The organism is Mucilaginibacter sp. PPCGB 2223, from assembly GCF_001705515.1.
Classification (GTDB): domain Bacteria; phylum Bacteroidota; class Bacteroidia; order Sphingobacteriales; family Sphingobacteriaceae; genus Mucilaginibacter.
Genome location: NZ_MDJS01000001.1, coordinates 507,957 through 532,220, shown reverse-complemented (window position 1 = coordinate 532,220; position 24,264 = coordinate 507,957). Strand labels below are relative to the sequence as shown.

At 46.0% G+C, this 24,264-nt stretch carries 20 protein-coding genes; 9 read left to right on the top strand and 11 right to left on the bottom strand.

Annotated elements, in window-relative coordinates:
* Nucleotides 1–396: 396 nt before the first annotated feature.
* Both BEL04_RS02075 and BEL04_RS02070 read right to left on the bottom strand, forming a co-directional pair.
* Nucleotides 397–2,949 carry an ABC transporter permease gene (locus BEL04_RS02075; RefSeq protein WP_065999670.1) on the bottom strand — a complete coding sequence of 851 codons (2,553 nt, stop codon included), beginning with the start codon at nt 2,947–2,949 and terminating at the stop codon, nt 397–399.
* Nucleotides 2,950–3,009: 60 nt separating this feature from the next.
* Complete coding sequence (locus BEL04_RS02070) at nt 3,010–3,741, bottom strand: ABC transporter ATP-binding protein (protein WP_371327576.1); 732 nt, start codon at nt 3,739–3,741, stop codon at nt 3,010–3,012.
* Nucleotides 3,742–3,856: 115 nt separating this feature from the next.
* Here BEL04_RS02070 and BEL04_RS02065 point away from each other — a divergent pair, with 115 nt between their 5' ends.
* Nucleotides 3,857–4,537: an arylesterase gene (locus BEL04_RS02065; protein ID WP_065999669.1), complete on the top strand. Its 681-nt coding sequence runs from the start codon at nt 3,857–3,859 to the stop codon at nt 4,535–4,537.
* Here BEL04_RS02065 and BEL04_RS02060 read toward each other — a convergent pair whose 3' ends face one another.
* Nucleotides 4,538–4,876: a helix-turn-helix domain-containing protein gene (locus BEL04_RS02060; RefSeq protein ID WP_065999667.1), complete on the bottom strand. Its 339-nt coding sequence runs from the start codon at nt 4,874–4,876 to the stop codon at nt 4,538–4,540.
* Between the two features lie 194 nt (nt 4,877–5,070).
* Entirely contained in the window at nt 5,071–7,905 is a 2,835-nt protein-coding gene (locus tag BEL04_RS02055; RefSeq protein WP_065999664.1) for a hypothetical protein, read from the bottom strand.
* Nucleotides 7,906–8,091: 186 nt separating this feature from the next.
* Here BEL04_RS02055 and hscA point away from each other — a divergent pair, with 186 nt between their 5' ends.
* On the top strand, nt 8,092–9,948 hold the full coding sequence (gene hscA, locus BEL04_RS02050) for a Fe-S protein assembly chaperone HscA (protein WP_065999662.1): 1,857 nt from the start codon (nt 8,092–8,094) through the stop codon (nt 9,946–9,948).
* 69 nt (nt 9,949–10,017) lie between these two features.
* Here hscA and BEL04_RS02045 read toward each other — a convergent pair whose 3' ends face one another.
* On the bottom strand, nt 10,018–10,908 hold the full coding sequence (locus BEL04_RS02045) for an SMP-30/gluconolactonase/LRE family protein (RefSeq protein ID WP_065999659.1): 891 nt from the start codon (nt 10,906–10,908) through the stop codon (nt 10,018–10,020).
* 148 nt (nt 10,909–11,056) lie between these two features.
* Here BEL04_RS02045 and BEL04_RS02040 point away from each other — a divergent pair, with 148 nt between their 5' ends.
* The 6 genes from BEL04_RS02040 to BEL04_RS02015 all read left to right on the top strand — a co-directional run bounded on the left by BEL04_RS02040 (nt 11,057) and on the right by BEL04_RS02015 (nt 16,485).
* Nucleotides 11,057–11,914 (top strand): SPFH domain-containing protein, encoded by an 858-nt coding sequence (locus BEL04_RS02040; RefSeq protein WP_065999652.1) that lies wholly within the window; start codon nt 11,057–11,059, stop codon nt 11,912–11,914.
* Between the two features lies 1 nt (nt 11,915).
* Nucleotides 11,916–12,428, top strand: coding sequence for a hypothetical protein (locus tag BEL04_RS02035; protein ID WP_065999650.1), 513 nt, complete (start codon nt 11,916–11,918; stop codon nt 12,426–12,428).
* A gap of 10 nt (nt 12,429–12,438) precedes the next feature.
* Nucleotides 12,439–12,612, top strand: coding sequence for an Arc family DNA binding domain-containing protein (locus BEL04_RS02030; RefSeq protein ID WP_065999647.1), 174 nt, complete (start codon nt 12,439–12,441; stop codon nt 12,610–12,612).
* Between the two features lie 134 nt (nt 12,613–12,746).
* Nucleotides 12,747–13,925 carry an acetyl-CoA C-acyltransferase gene (locus BEL04_RS02025; RefSeq protein WP_065999645.1) on the top strand — a complete coding sequence of 393 codons (1,179 nt, stop codon included), beginning with the start codon at nt 12,747–12,749 and terminating at the stop codon, nt 13,923–13,925.
* A 19-nt stretch (nt 13,926–13,944) separates the two neighbouring features.
* On the top strand, nt 13,945–14,868 hold the full coding sequence (locus BEL04_RS02020) for a hypothetical protein (RefSeq protein WP_065999640.1): 924 nt from the start codon (nt 13,945–13,947) through the stop codon (nt 14,866–14,868).
* Nucleotides 14,869–14,991: 123 nt separating this feature from the next.
* Nucleotides 14,992–16,485, top strand: coding sequence for a POT family MFS transporter (locus BEL04_RS02015; protein WP_065999638.1), 1,494 nt, complete (start codon nt 14,992–14,994; stop codon nt 16,483–16,485).
* 46 nt (nt 16,486–16,531) lie between these two features.
* Here the strand turns inward: BEL04_RS02015 and BEL04_RS02010 are convergent, their stop codons facing one another.
* Both BEL04_RS02010 and BEL04_RS02005 read right to left on the bottom strand, forming a co-directional pair.
* The gene (locus BEL04_RS02010; protein WP_065999635.1) at nt 16,532–17,053 is read right to left on the bottom strand and encodes a GNAT family N-acetyltransferase; all 522 of its coding nucleotides are present in this window, start codon (nt 17,051–17,053) and stop codon (nt 16,532–16,534) included.
* A gap of 2 nt (nt 17,054–17,055) precedes the next feature.
* The gene (locus BEL04_RS02005; protein ID WP_065999632.1) at nt 17,056–18,696 is read right to left on the bottom strand and encodes an FMN-binding glutamate synthase family protein; all 1,641 of its coding nucleotides are present in this window, start codon (nt 18,694–18,696) and stop codon (nt 17,056–17,058) included.
* A 130-nt stretch (nt 18,697–18,826) separates the two neighbouring features.
* Here BEL04_RS02005 and BEL04_RS02000 point away from each other — a divergent pair, with 130 nt between their 5' ends.
* Complete coding sequence (locus BEL04_RS02000) at nt 18,827–19,051, top strand: hypothetical protein (protein WP_065999630.1); 225 nt, start codon at nt 18,827–18,829, stop codon at nt 19,049–19,051.
* Nucleotides 19,052–19,060: 9 nt separating this feature from the next.
* On the opposite strand, the gene BEL04_RS01995 is transcribed toward BEL04_RS02000, so the two are convergent.
* From BEL04_RS01995 to glmM, 4 genes are all read right to left on the bottom strand, one after another.
* Nucleotides 19,061–19,906: a 5'-methylthioadenosine/adenosylhomocysteine nucleosidase gene (locus tag BEL04_RS01995; RefSeq protein ID WP_083227723.1), complete on the bottom strand. Its 846-nt coding sequence runs from the start codon at nt 19,904–19,906 to the stop codon at nt 19,061–19,063.
* Nucleotides 19,907–19,917: 11 nt separating this feature from the next.
* Nucleotides 19,918–21,306 (bottom strand): NCS2 family permease, encoded by a 1,389-nt coding sequence (locus BEL04_RS01990; RefSeq protein WP_254659511.1) that lies wholly within the window; start codon nt 21,304–21,306, stop codon nt 19,918–19,920.
* 248 nt (nt 21,307–21,554) lie between these two features.
* Complete coding sequence (locus BEL04_RS01985) at nt 21,555–22,691, bottom strand: cysteine desulfurase family protein (protein ID WP_065999622.1); 1,137 nt, start codon at nt 22,689–22,691, stop codon at nt 21,555–21,557.
* A gap of 74 nt (nt 22,692–22,765) precedes the next feature.
* On the bottom strand, nt 22,766–24,157 hold the full coding sequence (glmM, locus tag BEL04_RS01980) for a phosphoglucosamine mutase (protein WP_066003349.1): 1,392 nt from the start codon (nt 24,155–24,157) through the stop codon (nt 22,766–22,768).
* Nucleotides 24,158–24,264: the final 107 nt, after the last annotated feature.

The window sequence follows — 24,264 nt, the reverse complement described above, 5'->3', positions numbered from 1 at the left end:
TAATATTTAATCAGTCTTAAAAGCCGTTTTTTTGTTTATACTAAGTGTATAGTATTTGAGTCATTTATGTCGCTACATTTTATTTTAAAGTGCTTGTATTGGGTTTAAAATGCCTACCGGTATGCAGGGCATTAACCACCTGCTTAAGGTGAACCGAACTTGCAATTAAAATAGCTATTAGTAATTTAACGATCATGGCTGTTGTTGTTTGTTGATGTAAAAGTATCTCGAAACAACATTCGGGCCCATGTATATTAGGTAAAGCCGGCCGGATTCTCGGTAAAATGAGGTAAAATACCGATGAACGATTTGAAAAACCACCGGTGAAAAAGAAAAGTCGGTAGAAAAGAAAAAACTCCCGTATCATAATACAGGAGTTTCGATCGTAAAAGTTATTTAAACATCACGACGAAGAACCTCTAACGGAGGTTTATTTAAAACTCCGCGACTGTTCAGCAAGCCAATGATAATAGTTAACAGGCTGATCAATGCGAAGATCCCCGCTACTGCCAGCCAATCCGGCGAGAACACCGCATCGAATGTATATTTAGCCAAAGCCCAGCTACCCGCCATCGAGATGAGGATACCCGTAGCCGCGGCAAGTGCGCCTAAAAAGAAATATTCTAACGCTGTGATCGTCAGTATTTGCCTACGGCTTGCTCCCATTGTGCGCAGTAATACACTTTCCTGGATACGTTGATATTTGCTGATGCGAACAGAAGCTATCAAAACGATCAGCCCGGTAACTATACTGAATGCCGACATGAATTTGATGACAAAGCCTATTTTACCAAGCAGTTCGTCAATAACACTAAGGATCAGGCCAAGGTCGACCACCGAAACGTTCGGAAAATTACGTACCACTAATTGTTGAAAATTTGCCGACGCTTTACTATCCGGCACCCGGGTTATCTCGACAAAAAACTGCGGGGCCTGTTCAAGAACACCTGCCGGGAAAACTACAATGAAATTAGTTTGGACACGTGCATAGTTAACCTTACGCAGGCTTTTAATCACCGTCATCATTTGCACACCCTGCACATTAAACAATAGCTTGTCACCGATTTTTAACCGGCTGTGATGCGCAAAACGCTCCTCGACAGATATAGGTATAACCTGATTAGGCGACGATTTCGGCACCCACTCCCCTTCGCTCAGCTTTTCTGTACTGATCAGCGAATCGCGGTAAGTAACCCGGTACTCGCGCGAGAGCACTTGTTTTGGTGGCGTATTCAGATCATTACTTTTTTTGAGCTGTGCCTCGGTTTTGCCGTTTACTTCCAGCAAATTCATGGTAACGATAGGTACCATTGAGCTTACAGGCAGGCCTTGCTTTTTGGTTAGGGCTGCAATATCCGATCTTTGATTGGATTGAATATCGAAGAGGATCATGTTAGGTTGATGCCCGCTCGACGATAAGGTTACGCGCTGCAAAAGTATAGCCTGAATAAAAAACAGGGTGCAGATAAAAGCCGTACCCAAGCCTATCGATACGATCAATATCACCGACTGGTTATTTGGCCGGTATAAATTGGAGAAGCCTTGCCGCCATAAATAGCTCCAGCTAAACGGAAAGAACTTGCGTACCAGCCACATCAGCAAACGCGCTACCAAAGTGAGCAGCAGGAAGGCCACCAGTATACTGATGGTAAACACGATGGTCTGCGGCACATCCTTAAGCTGCAGATAGGTAAAGCTGCCGATAAACACGATGATCAGTACATACACGAGCCATTTGAGCGGGTCGCGGGTAATATTGCTTTCGGCAAGCGAAAGGCGTAAAGTGTTTAAAGGGGATATATTTCGTATGGAGATGAGCGGCGATAAGGCAAACAGGATGGATATGATAATACCCAGGATTACACCCTGCCCGATAGCATACCACGAAATGGTGATGGCGATATCAACCGGTAAAAAGTCTTTCAGCACATAAGGTAAGATATGCTGTATTACTGTACCTAATGTGGCGCCGATGATCGAACCGAGAAGACCTACCCCGCTGATCTGGATGAGGTAGATCAGAAAAGCCTGCCATGAGTTGACACCGAGGCAGCGCAGCACTGCAACGGCATTGATCTTTTCGCGAATGTAGATGTTGATGGCACTGGCCACACCTACACAGCCTAAAAGCAAAGCAATAAAACCGACCAGGGCCAGGAAACGGGTCAGGTCTTCGAACGATTTACCGGTTGCCTCTTTTTGCGACTGGATGGTTTGATCGCTGATATCTTCTTTTTCCAAACGCGGTTCAATGCGCTTGGTGAGTTTTTCCATATCAACCAGCTTATCATATTTAAAATAATAGCTGTATTGTATGCGGCTTCCAAGTTGTACCAGACCGGTTTGCTGTAAATATTGAAACGGGATATAAACTACAGGCGCCACGCTCGATTGGATACCCGTTTGCCCGGGAGCTTTGTTTAATATGCCGGCAATCTTAAAACTTAGCTTGCCTACGTTTATCGAATCGCCCACTACAGCATTGAATTGCAAAGCAAGGGTTTTATCAACCAGGGCCATTTGCCCATTGCGGAAATCTTTACCCGCCGATTCGGGTATGGTTTCTAAAGCGCCATAGTATGGAAACTCTCCCTGTAAAGCCTTAACCTGTACCAAACGAGTGCCGTTGCTTTTATGGAACAACACCATCGAGCCAAAGCTCCGCTCCTGCGATTTACGGTCGCCCAGCGAATCGATGAGCTTTTGTATGGACTGTGATACTGGTTTATTGGTATTTAATACCAGGTCGGCGCCTACCAGCGTAGCGGCCTGGTCGTCGATATTCTGACGCAGGTTATCGCCAAAGGAATAAATGGCAACCAACGCAGCTATACCCAATACAATAGATGAGATGAACAGGAACAGGCGCGAACGATTACGCCGGCTATCGCGCCAGGCCATTTTAAACAGCCAGGGCAGGTTTATGTTAGTCGATGGTCGATGGTCCATAGTCGATAGTAATGTTTTAACGGAGTGTTTGAATAATAGATATCAAGTTTTGGCTATGGACTATTGACTATCAACTATGGACTGCCTAAGTTCATCACTCACAATATGACCGCCCTTAATGCGGATGATGCGCTGTGTTTTTGATGCCAGTTCCAAATCGTGGGTAACCAATACCAGGGTGGTGCCGGCTTCGCGATTCAGATCGAATATCAGCTTAACCACTTTTTCGCTGGTTTCGGCATCAAGGTTACCTGTAGGTTCGTCGGCAAATAATATCTTAGGCTGATTTGAAAAGGCCCGTGCCAGAGATACGCGCTGCTGCTCTCCGCCCGATAGCTGCATAGGATAATGATGACTGCGTGAAGCAAGGCCAACTTTATCCAATAACTCCATTGACCGCGCCTTGATGTTTTTTTCGCCGCGCAGTTCAAGCGGTACCATCACATTTTCCAAAGCGGTCAACGTAGGCAATAGCTGGAAGTTTTGGAAGATGAAACCAACGTGCTGGTTACGCACCTGGGCGCGTTCATCTTCGGTGAGGTTATCCAGTTTGATACCGTTCAACTCGACAGAGCCGGCCGACGCACGGTCGAGACCCGCACACAGGCCCAGCAGGGTTGTTTTACCGCTCCCGGAAGGGCCGACAATGGCTGCTGTTGAACCTGCGGGAATAGAGAAATTGATATTGTTTAAAACAGTTAAAGGCTGCCCGGCACTTTGGTATGTTTTACTCAGGTTTTGAATGTTAAGTATGTTATCCACCAGAATATATTTTGGAATATGAAAGGGCATTTTCTAATTTGCTGCCCGGTAATTGTTATTTATCTATAAAAATAGCACAATAGTTAAAACAGGCTAACAGCACAGTGTTTTTAATTATTGTTACTGCAATTTAGAAAAACATTTTATGCGAAAGTTACAGGCCATCGGCACTATCTTCATCATCACATTGTCATTTGCGTGCGGCAGCGGCCAAAAGCAAAACGATCAGAAAGATACTTCAAATACTGCGGTGGCATCCGCACAAAGCGATACTAAAAACATTTTGGTATTTGGTGATAGTTTAACTGCTGGTTATGGGCTGGATGATCCGGCGTCGGAATCGTACCCGGCTGTGCTGCAAGGCAAAATCGACTCGGCAAAACTGCCTTATCACATTATTAACGGAGGTTTGAGCGGCGAAACATCAGCGGGTGGAAAAAACCGGATAGACTGGCTGCTGAAGCAAAAAACAGATGTGTTTATCCTTGAGCTTGGTGCGAACGATGGGTTACGGGGAGTACCGGTAAGCGAAACAGCTAAAAACCTGCAAACTATCATCGATAAGGTTAAAGCCAAATATCCACAGGCTAAACTTGTGCTTGCCGGAATGATGGTTCCGCCAAATATGGGAGCCGATTACAGTTCAGCGTTTAAAACTGTGTTTCCGCAACTGGCTGAGAAAAATAAAATGATATTGATACCGTTCCTCCTTCAGAATGTAGCAGGCATAAAGCAATTAAACCAGGCGGACGGCATACACCCAACGGCAACAGGGGCGAAAATTGTGGCTCAGAATGTATGGAGTAAATTAAAGGGGATTTTGTAGTTACTCGTTAGATACCCGGCGCAACTCTTCGTGCAGCGATATAACCTGTTGTTGCAGGGTCAGTATCTGTGCTGCATAATCGTCCACTTTGCTCCTGGCTTGTTTCAATTCGTCGATACGGGCCAGATTCTGCTCAGGTGTTTCTGACGTTAACAGTTCGACAACCGAAATGTTAAAAATACTTACGATCTGTTCCAGGCGCGACAGGTTAATGTCGGTAACGCCTGTTTCAATTTTTGAGAAAGCCGGAACCGAAATGTCCAGTCTCTTGGCTACATCGCCTTGCGACCAGCCGTTTTGTTGTCTCAGCATCTTAATTTTTTTTCCTAAATCTTGCATCTTTAGTCATAAATTAATAAATAATAGTGTGTTCGGAATAATAAACGGTATAGTCAATAGCAACGGGCCGCTGGTAGTACACGGCCCTGTCAAAGAACTTCCATACAAAAAGGATATTCGTATAAAATCGTGGTAAACATAATCAATTTTTAAGAAATTGACCATTATTTATGCGATAAGATATGTTTTTAGTATTAAAAAACGCTTAAAGGCAATACTAACTCTATTCTGTTGGCTCCATTTCCGCCAAAAATATCAGTATCGAGCAACCGGCTGTACCTGATGCCGAAAGTAAACGGTAACTGGTTCCATACCTGTGTATCAAAAAACACCTCGGCGCCCGTTGAGCGAAAGTTAACATTGAAAGTACTGCCATTGCTGTGAAATAAAGTAGCCTGGCTGTAATCGTAAAAAGCATTGGCTCTTATCCGTTGGAAAAATATAGCGTTGGCGACACCGGCATCGGGGTAAACGATCGGAAAATGATAGTTTCCGGCCAGTTTATATACCTGGTAAAGATTAACCGAAGTATATCCGCGGGAAAAGGGGAAATCATTGGAAAAACGGCCGGCATCGGCTTTATCACGCTGCTGGTAAGCACCGCTTAAAACAATACTATGGTTTATGCCTATACCAGGTAAAAACAAGCTGCCTGTAGCCAGGAGTTGGTTAGCGCTGATATTACTGATGGAAGTTTTATAATCAATACTAAAGTTTTCGCCAATGTGCGGGTAGATGTTCTTTTTTGCCTGGCGGCCGTGGCTGGCAAAATTCACATAGTTATCGAGGTACCAGATCGACCGGTTATTGGTCGGGTTATCAAATGGCGCCGGGAAATAATTACGGCTGTAAAACAGGTTGCTGCCGAATGCCAGCGAAGTAGTATGATGACCTTGCGTGAGATTTAAAGGTATCGCAAAACCCAAATACGTTTGTAGTTGATCAAAGTAAACAGGGTTACTGTTGCTATCGTAAGCTTTGCGATTGGTGATATAATCTATACCGGCGGTTAACCAAGGGAACAAAGCGCCATAAGTGGTGCCAAAGCCAAACTCACTATAACCCTCGTTGCGATTGTAATTGTATAACAACTCTGATTGCAGGGTGTTCAGCACGTTCTGCCCCACGAGGCCAAAGCTGTAGTTAGGATCGTTAAAAGATGGCTGTAGCGTGTGGAAATTGATGAGATGGAAAGCCTTGTTGTATTTGGTTACTTCGGGATGGTCGTCGTTTACTTTGGCAAGCAGGTCGGCAGCTTCGCCCTTATCCAACACCGATATGCCCATATTTGATAAACCACCGGGCACTTGGTTACCGGCAACGGGCTCCCATTGCATTGTGCTGTTTGCCGATTGGTTAACGTGGTAGCCATAAGCAGTGAGACCTACCCAGGCAATTTTATTCCCGGCAATTGCCGGTTGGTAATTACCGATACTTGCCCTAAGCGAATCATTTTGCAGGCGGAAGAGTTTTTTATCATGCAGGTCCAATACAAACAAACCATCTGTTTTACCGCTGGTGGCCGAAAAATAAACTTTGTTATCTTTTATAACAGGGAATACTATAGGCTGCATGGTCGGTGTCAACAAATAATCGGCATTGCCGGTGGTAATATCGATCAGGGCAAGCGTCATACTTCCGCCCGGGATACGAATGGCCGATAATATCTTACCCTCGTAAAACTTGGGGTAAGTGTAAAAAAAGTTGCCTTTGTTTGGGATAACCTGCTTTACCGTACCATCAACATTCAGGATATTCAACTCGCTTTTGCCATCAGGAGATATCTTTACCGCTACAATACTTTTACCATCGGCGCTAAATGCCGGTGCAAAGTACTTGCTGCCGGTTGTAACACGGGTTTGATCGCCTGTATTAACATCGAGGATGTTGAGTTCAGAATAATCGCGATAGCCCCAACGGGTATCCGGCCGGTAAGAAGCGTAAATGATCTTACCATCGTGATAGTTAAAATAGTTATCCAGTGCATAATCGTGTACGCGGATCACTTTTTCCTGGTTACCGGTACGAATAACAAAAGATGGTACATGATCGTATGTTGTTTTTACATACACAAGGGTATTATCATTGATGTAGGCGGGGTATTCCTCATCGGCAATAAAATGCTGATCAGGATTGGCTGAGCGGTTTGCCGAAACTCCCTGGGGGTTTGTTAAATCAAACTGCTGCTTAAAGTGATTGAACGCGTCGGTGCGGAACCGCCTGAAATCGATACCCGAATAATTTTTAACAGCTTTTTGCAATGGATAGAACAAACCATCGAAAGCGGCGGCATCATGCGTTACTTTTTTCCAGAAATCATCGCCATATTTTTCGCGTCCGTAAGCTATCAGCATATAGCCTGTGGGGTACCAGTCGGGCGTATAATCGCGGTACGAACCGCTGCGCAGTTTCATCCAGCTATAGTTTTTACCTGCCGCCCATAAAGCACGGTAACCATCAAAGTAAAAAGGTAAACGCCCTCTGCCTTGTTTGGTTACGTAAGTTTCGTTATACACGGCATCGCCTTCGAAAAACCAGTTAGGCACGGTTAATTCATTGCCAACTGCCTGACCGCCTTCGCCAAAAAGCACATGCAGGGCCTTTGAAACACCAACATTAAAATTATTGAACTGCTGCACGTGGCGAAACTCGTGCACGGCTAATTGATCAGTCCAGCGCAGGCTGCCCAGCTCAAAGCTGTTTTGTTCGGGTGTTAAAAAAAACTCGCTGCGGAAAGGCGCCAGGCCCACATAGGCGTTCGAAATAGTGGTTTGATTTTGCAGCACGATACTAATCTGCAATTGCTTATCGCCCAGCGTTTTTTTAACCGGCTGATTAATCTGGCTTACAATATTTGATACGCGTACCGCTGCCGAGTCCATCCCTTGCGGAAAAATGACTTTTGCCGCATCGGTATTTACCTGGTTCCATTTGATAGATGGCGGGTTGCCGCCAAATTGCTGCGCTTTTGTTAAAGTGGCAGTCAGGACAAAAGCCAATAGTATAAATGGTTTCAGGTTGGTGCGCATTGTGATCAGTATTTGAAGGTGAAATTAAGAGAAATATTGTGAAGTTTTGATGAAGACGTGCAAATGTCGCGTTGCATCGTATAACGATGGGTTTGAAACCCATCGTTATGGTAAAAACGGAACCTGTGATGACACGCCATGTGCAAAAACTCCATACATTTGCACCTCGTTGTTTAAATAGTAATTATGGCTAAAATTTCCATCAACCTGGCAACGGGTTCGCTGCAAAAAGAAGAGATCATCGTCGGTATCGACCTGGGCACAACCAATTCGCTGGTGGCATTTATCGATCCGGATAAGCAACCCAAGGTGATCAACGATGCCGGCAAAGGTGTACTTGTACCTTCGGTAGTGCATTTTGGCTCTGCAGGTGATATTACCGTTGGTAACGAAGCCAAAAACTATTTGCTCACCGACCCGCAGAACACCATTTTTTCGGTTAAACGTTTGCTGGGTCGCAGCTACCACGATATTGAAAATTACCAGGAATTCTTCTCATACAAAGTTATTGATGACAATACCGAGAGTCTGGTGAAAATCAAAGTTGGCGACAAATTTTATACGCCGATAGAACTTTCGGGCATGATACTGAAAGAGCTGAAAGACCGCGCTGAGCATGCGCTGAAAACCCCTGTTAATCGTGCCGTGATCACTGTGCCGGCTTATTTTAATGATTCGCAAAGGCAGGCTACGCGCGATGCAGGTAAGCTGGCCGGGTTAGATGTATTGCGCATTGTGAACGAACCTACCGCAGCAAGTTTGGCTTATGGTATGGGCTTGGATCCGGAAGAAACCAAGACTATTGCGGTTTACGACCTTGGCGGCGGAACATTCGACGTATCGATATTACAGATACAAAACGGCATTTTTGAGGTGCTGGCTACCAACGGCGATACTTTTTTAGGCGGCGACGATTTTGACCGCGCCATATTGGATTACTGGATAGAAAATAATAAACTCGACCGTGCGACCTTACAGCAGAACCGCGAGCTGGCGCAGGAATTGCGCCTGAAAGCCGAAGAGGCTAAGAAATCATTCAGTCACCAGAGCATATTTAACGAAAAGGCGGGCGACATCTGGTGTACGATAGATAAGCAAACTTTTGAGCAATTGATACTGCCTAAGGTTGAGCAAACCATCGAAAGCTGCCGCAAGGCACTGGCCGATGCCAAACTGGACGTGGGCCAGATAGATGAAGTGGTGATGGTAGGCGGATCGACACGTACGGCGCTGATTAAAAAGATGGTATCGGAGTTTTTTGGCCGTAAGGTACATGATGAGGTAAACCCCGACGAGGTTGTTGCTTTAGGCGCCGCAATTCAAGCTGATGTATTGGCTGGCAACCGCTCGGATATTTTGTTATTGGATGTGACGCCGCTTTCGCTGGGTATCGAAACTATGGGCGGCCTGATGGACGTGATCATCCCGCGTAACTCGAAGATACCGACCAAAGCCGGTCGCCAGTACACCACATCAAAAGACGGCCAGGTAAACATGAAGATCGCTGTTTACCAGGGCGAGCGCGACCTTATCAAAGAAAACCGTAAACTGGCCGAGTTCGATCTGAAAGGCATCCCGGCCATGCCGGCAGGCTTCCCGAAAGTAGACATTAACTTTATACTGAATGCCGACGGTATTTTAAAGATACAGGCCATTGAGCTGCGCAGCGGTGTAAAACAGGAAGTTGAAGTAAAACCGGCCTACGGCATTACCGACGACCTGGTGGAGCAAATGCTGATGGACAGTATTACACATGCTAAAGAGGATGTTGCCCAACGCATGTTAATTGAAGCCCGCACCGAGGGTGAGCAAACGGTATATACCGTTGAAGGTTTTATCAAAAAACACAGCACTCATCTCAGCGAAAACGAGATCGCCGATACACAGGAATACGTTACTAAATTAAAAGAAGCACTTACTCAAGGCGATAAGGATTCGGTACATAAAGCTATAGACGAGTTGAATGAATTTACCCGCCCGTTTGCCGAGCGATTGATGGATGAGGCCATTAGTACTGCGATGAAGGGGAAAAGTGTGGAGTAGTTATCAGTTGTCAGTTCTCGGTTGTGAGTTTTTTTGCAACTGACTACTGAAAACCCACAACTGACAACCCTATTCAACCCCGCGTACTTTCATCTTAATCGTATAAATCCCTTCTGAGGCTGTAATAAATAGCTCATCTTTATTTTTGCCGGCAAAGCACAGGTTGGCCGTCCATTTTTCGGGGATGACGATGCGGGCTATCTTTTTGCCTCCAGGATTGTAAACCGTGACACCATTTCCTGTAAAGTAAATATTGCCTCTTTCATCCAGGGTCATGCCATCCGAGCCTTGTTTAATTACCAGTTGCTTGTCGCTTAACCTACCGTCTTTGCCTATCGCATATTTATAAGTTTTATTGGCTTTGATATCGGCAACGTACAGGTATTTGCTATCCGGCGTACCTACTATGCCGTTTGGTTGCTGCAGGTCGTCGGCAACTAAAATTGGCTCGGTTTTGCCTTTGGGCAGATAGAACACATATTGCCCCTTCATATCGCTGGTTGTCCTGTCCCAGTACGGGCGCTGGTAGTATGGGTCGGTAAAGTAAATACCGCCTTTGTTATCTACCCAAACGTCATTCGGGCCGTTAAGGCGGTGGCCCTGGTAATTGGTGAGTAACTTGGTAATCTTTTTATCCGGACTAATAATCCATAGCTCGTCTTTCTCATCAGCACAAGCCACCAGGTCCCCTTTTTTATCAAAATATGTACCATTGGAGCGGCCTGCCTTATCCATAAAAACAGATAGCCTACCGTTCACATCATACTCCCAAATTTTGTCATTGGGCTGATCGGTAAAGAAAACGTTTCCTTTTTTATCTACAGACGCGCCTTCAGTAAAACTAAACTGGTGTGATATTAAAGTGGCTTTGAGGGTCGTATCTACCACATTTTCATCAGGATTAGTTTGTGCAAAAACACCAAGCGGCAGCATCAAAAAAACAAATAAAATGTATTTCATGAGGTTAAAATTGGTAGTCGAAGATAGTCATCTTAGTTGAAAAACACTGTTGATTTTCAGCGATGTTTAAAAATATTTTCACAAAATATTTGGATTTTCAATTTCAATTTTTGATATCTTTGTGATATCATTTTAAATCAATTTCACAATGAACTCAGAAAAGATCATCACCCCGCCGTCAGGCTATCTGGCATTTGTTATATCCCTGGTTTTATTAGTATTGGCCATCGTTTGTTTCAGCATGGAAATTATTGTTCCGGGTGTTATATTGTTATTGTTCGATATGCTTTTCGTGATGCCGGGCCTCATTATCGTTAACCCTACCCAATCGAAAGTATTGACACTGTTCGGTAAGTACTTAGGTACCGTTAAACAGGACGGCTTTTTTTGGGTAAACCCATTCGCCATTAAAAAGAAAGTATCCTTGAAAGCTTATAACGTAAACGGCCAGCAATTAAAAGTAAACGATAAGGCAGGTAACCCCATCGAAATTGCCGCCGTAATTGTATGGCAGGTAATGGATACCGCCAAAGCTTTGTTTGATGTGGAAAACTACATCCAGTACGTTAATATCCAGAGCGAATCGGCTGTGCGTCACCTGGCCAACTCGTTCCCGTACGACAATTACGAGGACGAAGAAGCCCGCATTACTTTACGCGACGGCGCTGACGAAGTAAGCCATATGCTCGAAAACGAACTGAACCAACGTTTGGAGCGTGCGGGCATTGTAGTAATCGAAGCACGGATATCGCACCTGGCCTACGCTCCCGAAATTGCCAGCGCCATGCTGCAAAGGCAACAGGCATCAGCCATCATCGCGGCACGCCGCCTGATTGTGGAAGGGGCAGTAGGCATAGTGGAGATGGCATTAGCCAAACTTTCGGAAAAAGATGTGGTGGAACTGGATGAAGAACGCAAAGCAGCCATGGTAAGCAATTTATTGGTGGTATTGTGTGGTGAGCGTAATGTTACGCCCGTAGTAAACACCGGCACCCTATATCATTAATATGTACAGGGCATTTAACTTACTGCGAACTTCGGAGCTGACGTTAGTGCGCCGGAGTTTCTTTTTTCCGTGGTATGAGCTAAGCGACGGGCAGTTTGCCTATGGTAAATTAAGCTACGAAGGTTTTTTCAGGCGCAGAGCCGTGATTGAATTGGCCGACCGTACTTACCGGGTTGATTTCGCAAGCTTTTTTTCGCGTATGATGAATATCATCCTGAACGGCGAAGTTATCGGCAGCTGCAAATTAGGCTTATTCAGCAAAGCAGAGCTAAAGATGAATGATGGCTTTGAAGCCGAATTTACGCGCGATTCGGTTTGGACAAGGGGCTTTGCCTGGAATACCAGTCGCTTTGGTGAGATCATCAAGATGACCGAGGCTTTGTTTTCCTATAAAAAAGTCATCACGATCACGATCGACCCGAATTCGGTCAACGTCGACAATATGCCGCTGCTTTGCTTTTTAGGATCGCATTTGATTATTTTGCGGCGCAACAGGCGGAGATCGGCTCAATAAACAAACAACAATGGCAGAGAAAAAGGCATTTGTGCTGAGGATAAACCCGGATATTTTAAAAGATCTGGAGCAGTGGGCTGCCGACGAGTTCAGGAGCACTAACGGGCAGATTGAGTACCTGCTGCAGCAGGCTGTCAATTCGCACAAAAAAAGCAAGAAAAAAAGCGGCAAAAACGAAAGCTGAGCCAAATACCAATGCCGTTTTGAGTTTATAAAAGCTGTGTAAAATTAATAGCGCAACAACAACCCTTCGCGATAAAATACGTTATAGATGTAGCAAATGATTAAATTTGAACCGACCAAATTATTTACATCTTTATGAACGAAGTATACATCGTTGCCGCTGCCCGCACACCTATCGGTAGCTTCGGCGGCAGCCTTTCCTCTTTATCAGCAACACAATTAGGCGCTATCGCCATTAAATCCGCACTCGAAAAATCGGGCCTGAAGCCACAGGACATTAACGAAGTGTATATGGGCAATGTGCTATCGGCCAACCTGGGCCAGGCACCGGCTACACAAGCCGCAAAATTTGCCGGTTTACCCGATATGCCTACCACCACCATCAACAAGGTTTGCGCTTCGGGCGCGAAAGCCATTATGCTGGCTGCGCAGAGCATCGCCCTGGGCCAAAATGATGTAGTGATTGCCGGCGGTATGGAGAGCATGAGCAATACGCCCTATTACCTGGATAAAGCGCGCACAGGTTACAGCCTGGGCAACGGGCAGATTATTGACGGTTTAATTAAAGACGGTTTGTGGGACGTATATAACGACTTCCACATGGGTTCGGCAGCTGAGCTGTGTGCTGTGGAGTGTAACGTGAGCCGTGAGGACCAGGATGCTTACGCCATCGAATCATATAATCGCTCCTTAAAAGCTCAGGCCGAAGGCCGTTTTAGCGATGAGATAACCCAGGTTGAAGTAAAAGATAAAAAAGGTAACATTACCGTTGTCAATGAAGACGAAGACCCTAAAGCGGTCAAATTTGATAAGATACCTACCTTAAGACCTGTGTTCAAAAAAGATGGAACAGTTACCGCAGCTAACGCCTCAGCGCTGAACGACGGTGCTGCCGCAGTAGTTTTGATGAGCAAACAGAAAGCCGAAGAGTTAGGTATTAAACCGCTGGCCCGGGTTATTGCTTACGCTGATACTCAACAGGAACCTGAAAGATTTACCACCACCCCGTCGAAAGCCATTCCCCTGGCTATGCACCGTGCGGGACTAAAAAATGAAGATGTTGATTATTTTGAGATCAATGAGGCTTTCTCGGTTGTATCAGTTGCCAATAACAAATTAATGCATCTCGATCCTGCCAAGGTAAACGTAAACGGCGGAGCTGTTTCGCTTGGGCATCCGCTGGGTGCATCGGGCGCGCGCATTGTGGTAACTTTACTGTCTGTGCTGCAACAAAATAAAGGTAAATACGGTGTTGCCGGAATTTGCAACGGCGGCGGCGGGGCCAGCGCAATTGTTATCGAAAATTTACGTTAATAGGTAGATTCGCCGCGACATGAAGTACCCTTTAATTGTATTGCTATTTTTTGTTTTACCTGCCCTTACTTTCGCACAAGCCGGTAGCGACAGGCTAAAGCAACTCAAAACATATGAAGACAGCCTAAAAAGCCTGGGCTATAAAATTGTAAACAAGCGCGAGGAAAACGAGCGTAAGAACGCTAACTATACCTTTATCCGTACATTGGTGAGCGCGTTGAAGATTAACGACTCGTTCCACTACGGTTTCGATTCGGTAAAAAGCGTAACCATACTCAACTCACCCGATTCGAAATTCAGGCTGATTACCTGGCATGTGGCCGAAGACGACGGCGGCTTCCGCTTTTACGGCGCCATCCAGATGAACACTCCGGGCCCGCTAAAACTTTACCCCCTTGAGGATTATTCACCTTTACAGAAAAACCCTGAAGATTCGGTATTGAGCAATCGCAAATGGTACGGTGCGCGCTATTATAAGATCATCCCGGTAACCACATCTGTAACGCCTTATTATGTTATTTTAGGCTGGAAAGGCAACAGCGCCAAATCGACCAAGAAAGTGATCGATGTATTGTCCTTTAAAAATGATCAGCCGCAATTCGGCTTGCCGGTATTTATGGGCAACGGTAAAACCCGCAATCGCGTGGTGTTTGAGTACACCAGCCAGGCCACCATGGCGCTGCGCCAAGCCGACGATGCGCCCGATATGATCGTGTTTGACCACCTGAGTCCATCTCAGCCCAGCCTGAAAGGCAAATACGAGTATTATGGGCCCGATATGACCTACAGCGGCTACCGCCTGAAACAAGGTGTTTGGATATTTGAGGATAACCTCGATCTGAAAAACCTGGCCGATCCGCATGATGCCATACCTTACGTAGATCCTAAAAAACAGGCGGCTATCGATGCCGCCTCGGCAGCACGCAGCACACACCAGTATTGAAATTTGATTTTTGATTCCCCGCAGGTATACATACAAAGTAATTTTATTTGGTTACTTTTCAGGATTAAATTTCGATTTACCGGAATAATGCTATTTTAGACGAAAATTATTAAATCCCTATTTATGCAAGAATCAGCAGAAGTAGCTGTTAAACCGCGATATCCGCGAAGCATCCCTTTCATTATCGGCAACGAAGCCGCCGAGCGTTTTAGCTTTTATGGCATGCGCTCCATATTGGTCACATTTTTAGTTGCCCAATTTTACAATCCGACACATAGCAAAGATCCGTCGATCGTACAAACTGCCGAGGCACATGCCAACGCAAGCACGCACTTTTTTGTGGCGCTGGCCTATGCCCTGCCTTTTGTAGGTGGTGTGGTATCCGACTGGTTTACCGGTAAATATAAAATCATTCTTTACATATCGATAGTTTATTGTTTTGGCCACCTTTGTCTTGGTTTGTTTGATACCAACCTGAGCATGTTCACGTTCGGTCTGGTGCTGATAGCCATAGGTGCAGGCGGCATTAAATCGTGCGTATCGGCTAACGTTGGCGATCAGTTCGATAAAACCAATGCGAGTTTACTGGATAAGGTTTACGGCTGGTTTTATTTCAGTATCAATGCCGGATCGATGATATCGACAGTATTGATCCCTTGGGTATACGAAACTTATGGGCCTAAATGGGCGTTCGGCATTCCCGGTATACTGATGCTGCTGGCTACGATCATCTTCTTCTCGGGTCGTAAGATGTATGTGCGTGTGCCGCCATCCGGGGTTAACAAAAATAACTTCGTTTTTATTTCGGTTTATGCATTGTTCAATCTTGGTAAAAAGAAAAAAGGCGAATCTTGGCTGGATGTAGCCAAAGGCGAATACGACCCCGAGCGGGTTGAAGGTGTTAAAGCAGTTTATCGTGTAATGGCCGTTTTCTTTTTCGCGCTGGCATTTTGGGCCGTGTGGGATCAAAACCTGTCAGAATGGGTTATACAGGCTGATAAAATGGATCGTACCATTAACCTGGGCTTTACTAAATTTACCATACTGGCCGGCCAGGTACAAACCTTTAACCCGGTGTTCCTGCTGATATTTATTCCGTTATTTAACTACTGGTTATACCCGGCTTTAGATAAGATCGGTTTGAAAACCACGCCGTTGAGAAGATTAGGCGTTGGTTTGATATTAACTGCTTTATCGTTCGTAGTTATCGCGATAATACAACAAAGCATTGATCATGGCGGCCATCCGACCATCTGGTGGCAGGTATTCGCTTACGTGGTGCTTTCGGCAGCCGAGGTACTGGTATCCATTACCGGTTTGGAGTATGCTTATACCCACTCGCCAAAATCGATGAAGAGCACCATGTCGGGCATTTGGTTCCTGGTAGTGGCACTGGGCAATACCTTTACGGCGGTAATTAACGGCAATATTTCCTCGCACGGTTTTTTAGAGCCGCATTTACAAGGCGCCAATTACTACTGGTTCTTTGTATCGATCATCGTGGTATTTATCGTTGCGTTCCTGTTCGTATCTACAAGGTTAAAAGAGCGTAATTACATAACTGACCCGGATGTAGTTTCGGATATGGCGATTGGCGGCGAAGCACCCGAACATTAATTAAAACATATTTATAGGAGAGCCCCGGGGATCAAACCCCGGGCTTTTATTTTCTTTCCAGCGTATAGGCCGCCATATCTCCTTCCGATTCTCTTTCCTTTGCAAAACCTCTGCGCTTCAATAATTGTACCGATGCGATATTATCTTCGTGCAGGTCGGCAACAATAGTTTGTAACTTCATTACCGCAAACCCATATTCAATCACTGCGCTAACAGCTTCGCCCATCAGGCCCTGGTTGTGCAATTCAGGGTGCAAAATGTAACCTATCTCTGCCCTGTCGTGTTCAGGTTCGATGTTCCAGAAACATATCGTACCGATGATTTTCGGATCATCGCTTTGCGCAATTGCCCACATAATGGCCTCTCCGGCGGCCTCGTTATGCAATATCCGGTTAATATAAGTTTCGGTTTCAGCAACATTTTGATGAATCGCCATATTGGTGTAACGCAGCACCACGGGGTCGGTGCGGATAAGGTACAGGCCGGCGGCATCGGCAACATCCAATTGCCTTAACATTAGTCGCGCCGTTTCGAGTTTTGGGAATGGGTTAAAGTTGAGGTTAAGCATAGTTAATTTGCAATTACACTGTTACCGGTAATATCCACCTGCGAAATCTTACTATAATCGGGCACAAAAGTTTCGGGCGAGCTAATGGCCATGTTGACTTCAAAGCTTGGCGGATGCGGTGTTTCCAACAAACTCCTTTTCGGAATATAGGGGAACAACTGTGAATAAGTCTGGATCAGGTTCGCGCTCACCCTGCGGTAAATAAAAGGTCGATGCAGATCGCAGGGATGCTGCAAGCCTGCCGCGCCTATCATTTGCACCGCGCTGGCAATGGTTTCCTTATGAAAGTTCGCCACACGTACTTTTTTATCCGATACAACCAAGCCTTTCATCAGGCTTTTATCCTGCGTGGCTACGCCCGTAGGACAGGTATTCATATTACACTCCAACGCTTGTATGCAGCCTAAAGCGAACATCATCCCACGCGCGCTATTGCACATATCGGCGCCCAGGGCAAAATTCTTCACCAGGTCGAAACCGGTTGCCACTTTGCCCGATGCAATGATGCGGATATGTTTTTTGAGATCGAATCCCGTTAACGCATCGTATACAAAAGCTAAAGCTTCGCGTAATGGCATACCTACAGAGTTTGAGAATTCGAGGGGCGCAGCACCAGTACCGCCCTCGCCCCCGTCAACAGTTATGAAATCGGGATAGATACCCGTTTTAACCATAGCTTTACAAATAGCCAGGAACTCGCTTTTGTGCCCAACACAGAGTTTAAAGCCAACAGGCTTACCGCCCGAAAGATCGCGCAGTTTTTGGATAAAATCCATCATTTGCAAGGGTGTGCCGAAAGCGGTATGCCCCGGCGGTGAAATCACATCTTCGCCCATGTTTACCAGGCGGATACGGGCAATTTCGGGTGTAACCTTGGCTGCAGGCAATATACCGCCGTGGCCGGGCTTGGCACCTTGCGACAGTTTGATCTCGATCATTTTTACCTGCGGCAATACGGCGCGTTGTGCGAAAGCATCATAATCAAAAGTACCGTCGGGATGACGGCAACTGAAATAACCTGTGCCTATCTGCCAGAAAATATCGCCGCCGGGCTGCAGGTGATGCTCGCTTAAGCCGCCTTCGCCTGTATTATGCGCAAAATTGCCCAGTTTGGCGCCGCCGTTTAATGCGAGTATGGCATTTTCGCTCAACGAACCAAAACTCATAGCCGAAATATTAAATACACTGGCGCTGTAAGGCTGTTTACATTGTGGACCGCCAACCAGCACGCGCGGGTCTTCATTAAGTTTCTTATGATCGATAGCAGCAATGCTATGGTTAAGCCATTCGTAGCCATTTTCGTAAACGTCGAGTTCGGTACCGAAAGGTCGGGTATCATCCACCTTCTTGGCGCGCTGGTAAATCACACTGCGATTCAATCGGTTAAAAGGCGTACCGTCGGTATCGCTCTCCACAAAATACTGGTAAATTTTAGGCCGCAGTTCCTCCATTAGGAAACGGAGGTGACCAAACACCGGAAAATTGCGGACAATGCTATGCCTTTTCTGAAAAAGATCGAAAATACCGAGGACAATAAACGGACCAACGATAACGAATGAGAATACGGCCGGCGGCCAAATCAAACTCCACGCGGTAAGCGTGGCCACTATAACGACGGAACTGAAAATAAAGAGTTTTCTCATGGCGAAATCCTGGATAGAAAGGGCAATTTAGGGAAAATATTCGGGTGGAATTATTGACGCAGTGTAAGATTAAGTTTTGCTCAAACAACATCACGTACCAATGGTTATATTTATATAAAACTTAAACTTTATGATAACTCCAGACGAAGACGAGATCATCCCGACAGGCGAAAATTCAGAAAATGATGCCGAAGACCAGGAAAGTCAGAAAGATTACCATAGCGATGGTGTTGAACGGGCTAATGACGACGATGGTTATATTGACGATACTCAGGCATTAGACGCAGCCGATAAGGCCAGTGAAGCGGCGTACATATTACATCTTGATAAGGACAAGCCCAAGCAAAAAGAATAATATTTATTGCTACAACCTGGCTACCATGGCCATAATCATGGCGGCAGAGTTCTCGGCGGCTATTTTGTAAAAGCTGGCTACATCGGCAGAGGCTTTGTTTCCCGCATCATCGCTCAAACTGCGAATGACCAGGAAAGGCACTTTTTGCTGGTAACAGGTTTGCGCAATAGCCGCACCTTCCATCTCGGTAGCTTCGGCGTTCATCTTTTGGTGCATGTATTGTGTTGCTCTGCGCGATGAGACGAATACATCACCTGTTACTATGGTCCCGGTAACGATCTTTGGCGAACGGTCGCCGATTTTATGCAGCACCAGTTTATTGCTTACCTGCTGCGCCAGGCTGATGAGCGAGGTTGCAGATGGAAAATAAACAGGGTTTTCCTGCATGGATACCGGGTTTCGGGTAGCACGTAACATCATGCTATCGGGTGTAATGGTGCCGTAATCATGGTAGGCAACAGAAGAGCCGATAACCAGGTCGCCGGGCGAAAGATCAGGGTCGACCCCGCCGGCTATACCTGTAAACAGCACTTCGCGCGGATTGAAATGCTCAATAAGCAAAGCGGTCGTGATTGCTGCGTTTACTTTCCCCATACCAGTTTGGGCCAACACCACTGGCCGACCGTTAAGTACGCCCGTAGTATAGCGTATATTTTGGAATATCAGTTCCTTTTTTTGCTGAATACGATCGTGGATCAAAGCAACTTCGGGCGGAAAAGCGCCGAGGATTGCCGTAATGTTTTGCGGTTTGTATTCAGCAAGGCTGATATCACTGGCAACAATCACCGGTGATTGGGCCACGAGTACAAAACAGTTGATGAATACCGCGAACGGGAGGAGTATATATTTCTTCATATCAGTTTTAATCAGGCTAAAACAAGAGCGGCAATGGCAAATACATCAATAATGACCAGCGCCAGGCTCACTTCTCTGGCTTTGCCGCATAAGATCTTCAATAATGTGAAGCTTAAAAAGCCCCAGATAATTCCTTGTGTTATGGAATAAGTAAATGGTATCAGCACCATAGCTAAAAACGCAGGTATGGCATCATCCAACTGCAGCCAATTTATTTTGGTAACAGGCCGGATCATGAATACGCCCACCAAGACCAATGCAGGTGCAGTAGCGATAGCCGGCACTACCGATAATAGCGGTGCTAAAAACAGAAATGGTAAAAACCATAAAGCGCCTACTACTGCAGTTAGCCCGGTACGGCCACCTGCTTCGATACCCACGGCCGATTCGATATAGGCTGTGCCCGGGCTTGAGCCCAGCAATCCCGCTATGGTGGTAGATACCGCATCGGTCAATAAAGCTTTTTTAACGTTTTGAGGCTCACCCTTCTCGTCGAGCAGGTTTGCCGCCTCGGCCAGGCCGATGAACGTGGACAGGCTATCGAACATATCGGTAAACACAAATGCGAAGATCACCGGCACGAACGACCATTGCAGCGAATGAACGAAGTCAAGTTTACCGATCAGTGAAAAATCGGGAGCAGCGAATAAGCCTTGCCAGTTGATGACCGGTGCATGTCCGGCCGCCCACCAGCGGCCAATAGGATAAGCCAGAAGCGTAGTGAACAATATCCCCAAAAGAATACCCCCTCTCACCCTTTTAATGATCAGTACAGACATCAACAACAAGCCGGCTAAAAATGTTACTGTAACAACATCCGGCTTAGCAAAACCGACAATTGTCGCCGGGTTGGCCACCACGAATTTCGCGTTTACAAAACCGATCAATGTTATAAATAAACCGATCCCTGCCGAAATAGCGTAGCGTAACTGTTTGGGTATCGCTTTAACAATATGCGTGCGGATATTAAAAATGGATAGCAGCAGAAACACAATGCCCGACCAAAAAACCGCGCCCAGGGCAGTTTGCCAGGGCACCTTCATGCCAACAACCACTGCATAGGTAAAAAAGGCGTTCAGGCCCATCCCGGGTGCCACCAGAATTGGATTTTTGGCGTAGAGGCCCATCATCAGGCTGCTGAAGAACGATACCAATACCGTTGCCGTCAACACTCCCGCAAAAGGCAAACCGGCCTGACTTAAAATGGATGGGTTAACAACAATAATATAAGCCGTTGCCAGGAACGAAGACGTGCCGGCGATCAATTCGGTCGACAGCGTGGTTTGTTTGGCTTTTAGTTGAAAATAATCGCCCATTGTTGATTGAATGAGCTTAAATATAGGGAATTGGGTGATAAGGTGGAAATAATTGAAGATAATGACGCGCGGAAAGACTTGCATAACCGCTCTGTATGATGGGTGCCGAAACAAGTTCGGCATGACACAGATTTTTATGATTTGTATAACTACTCTATACAGTATAGAAATTGCTTTCCTGAACAAGTTCGGGACAGGCTGTGCTTTGCAATGACGCGCGGAGATATGAAGGTCCGATTAGCTTGGTCGATTTGCTTACGTAGAGATTGCTTCGCTACCGCTCGCAATGACGTGCGTTGAGATCTTGCTTCTTGACTCTTGATTCTAAGGTCTTACGCGTTCACCAAACAAATTTCCTTAACCTTGCTTACCGCATAATCGATATCCTCTTTAGTATTGTATTTGGAGAACGAAAAACGAACTGCCGGTCGGTTAGGATTAGTGCCAATGGCTGTTAATACGTGCGAACCGATATCCGTGCCCGAGCTGCATGCGCTGCCACCCGATGCCGAGATACCGGCAATATCCAGGCTAAACAATAACATATCGGCCATCTCCATTTCGGGGAAAGATACATTGAGTACGGTGTAAAGGCTTTTTTCAGGATCAGTTTCGCCGTTAAACTCTACGCCGGGAATACTGGCTTTGAGTTGGGCCATCATGTAGCTTTTCAGCTCCTGTATATGTGCCTGGTGTTGCGGCATTTCGGCGTAGGCCATCTCCAAAGCTTTGGCCATGCCCACAATGCCGTAAACATTTTCGGTACCGCCGCGCATATTGCGTTCCTGCGAGCCGCCGTAGATCATCGGTTTTATTTTGATGCGATGGTTGACATGCAGAAAGCCCACACCTTTTGGTCCGTGCAGTTTATGCGCTGCGCAAACGATGAAGTGTGCCTTTAATTTGCTCAGGTCGTGCGGGTAGTGCCCCATGGTTTGCACGGTGTCGCAGTGGTAAATGGCATTGTATTTTTCACACAGGTCGCCCACCTTTTCCATATCGGTTAAGGTACCTATCTCGTTATTGGCGTGCATCAGCGATACAAAACTGCGCTCCGGGTGTTGCAGTAAAGTTTCGAGGTGTTCGAGGTCGATGTTGCCTTTACTGTCTGTCTTAACAAAATCGAGTTCAATGATACCTGCCTTTTGCATAGCTTCGAGCGTGTGCACTACGGCGTGGTGCTCAGTTTTGCTGGTGATGGCATGTTTGATGCCATGATCGATAATACCGCAACGAATAGCGGTATTATCAGCCTCGGTACCGCCAGAGGTAAAGAAAATCTCGGCCGGCGAAGTGTGCAGTAACCCTGCTATGGTTTTACGCGCTTTTTCTATCAGGGTGCGTACCTCGCGCCCGTGCGCATGGATAGAGGATGGGTTACCGTAATGGTTTTCCATTACCTGGTACATCGCTTTCAGTACTTCGGGGTCAACAGGAGTGGTAGCAGCATTGTCCAAATAAACACGCATGGCAGTAGTTGTTTTAGTAAATCAGTTAACTCTTACATCATTGCTTCGTACCTCGCAATGACGCGGGTATGTTTTTAATTCTTCAGTTGAAGAATGTCTTTTATGTCAGCTATTATCTTATTTGCCAGATTCTCGGCAACGGTTTCCGAATCACCTTCTGAATAGATGCGGATGATGGGCTCGGTGTTCGAACGGCGCAGGTGTACCCATTGCTTGTCGAACTCGATCTTTAAACCGTCGATGGTTGAATGCGGCTGTTTTTTATATTTTTCTTTCACTTTCGCCAGCAGGCCATCAATGTCCATTTCGGGCGTTAAAGTGATTTTGTTTTTCGAAATAAAATAAGCAGGGTAGCTGTGGCGCAGCACCGAAATGCGTTTGCCCGATTTAGCCAAATGGGTTAAAAACAAAGCTATCCCAACCAAAGCATCACGGCCGTAGTGCGACTCAGGGTAGATCACCCCGCCGTTGCCCTCGCCGCCGATGATGGCATTAGTCTCTTTTATTTTATTCACCACGTTCACCTCGCCTACAGCGGCTGCGTTGTATTCGCCGCCGGCTGCTTCGGTTACATCGCGCAAAGCACGGGTTGACGACAGGTTTGATACCGTATTACCCTTGGTGTTTTTCAACACATAATCGGCTACAGCTACCAAAGTATATTCTTCGCCAAACATGTTGCCGTCTTCGTTCACAAAGCACAACCGGTCAACATCAGGGTCGACAGCTATACCAAGGTCGGCATTTTTGGCTAAAACTTCTTTGCTCAGTTCGATCAGGTTTTCGGGTAGCGGCTCGGGGTTATGCGGAAATTTGCCATCGGGTTCGCAAAACAACTTATACACTGTTTTAACGCCCAAGGCTTCCAGCAAGGCCGGTACAAAAATGCCGCCGGTTGAGTTTACACAGTCGATAGCTATTTTGAAGTTTGCTTTCGCGATGGCTTTTACATCCACCAAAGGCAGGGCCAGGATATGGTCGATATGCTTTTGCAGATAAGTATCATCGGTACGAACCGTACCCAGGTCGTTCACATCAGCATATTTAAAATCACTTTTTTCGGCAATATCCAAAACCTTTGCACCGTCGCTTTCGCTGATGAACTCACCATCGGCGTTGAGCAGCTTTAAGGCGTTCCATTGTTTCGGGTTGTGACTTGCAGTGAGGATAATACCCCCTGCGGCTTTCTCTAACGGTACGGCGATCTCGACAGTTGGGGTAGTTGATAAACCTAAATCCACCACATCGATCCCCAAACCCTGTAAGGTACCTGTAACCAGGTTAAGCGCCATGCTGCCTGATAAACGGGCATCGCGGCCTACAACTATTTTACGGATACCTGTTTTAGCAATTGCCCAGGTGCCAAATGCCGAAGTAAATTTTACGATATCAACAGGCGTTAAACCGTCGCCTGCGGCGCCTCCGATAGTGCCTCTTATTCCGGAAATAGATTTTATTAAAGTCAAGAGATAAAATTTAGCCTCAAAAATAATAATATTTGGCCGATAGCCAATGTTAAATATTGCATTTAGCATATTCCAATTGGCTATATTTGCACGTCATTATTACACGC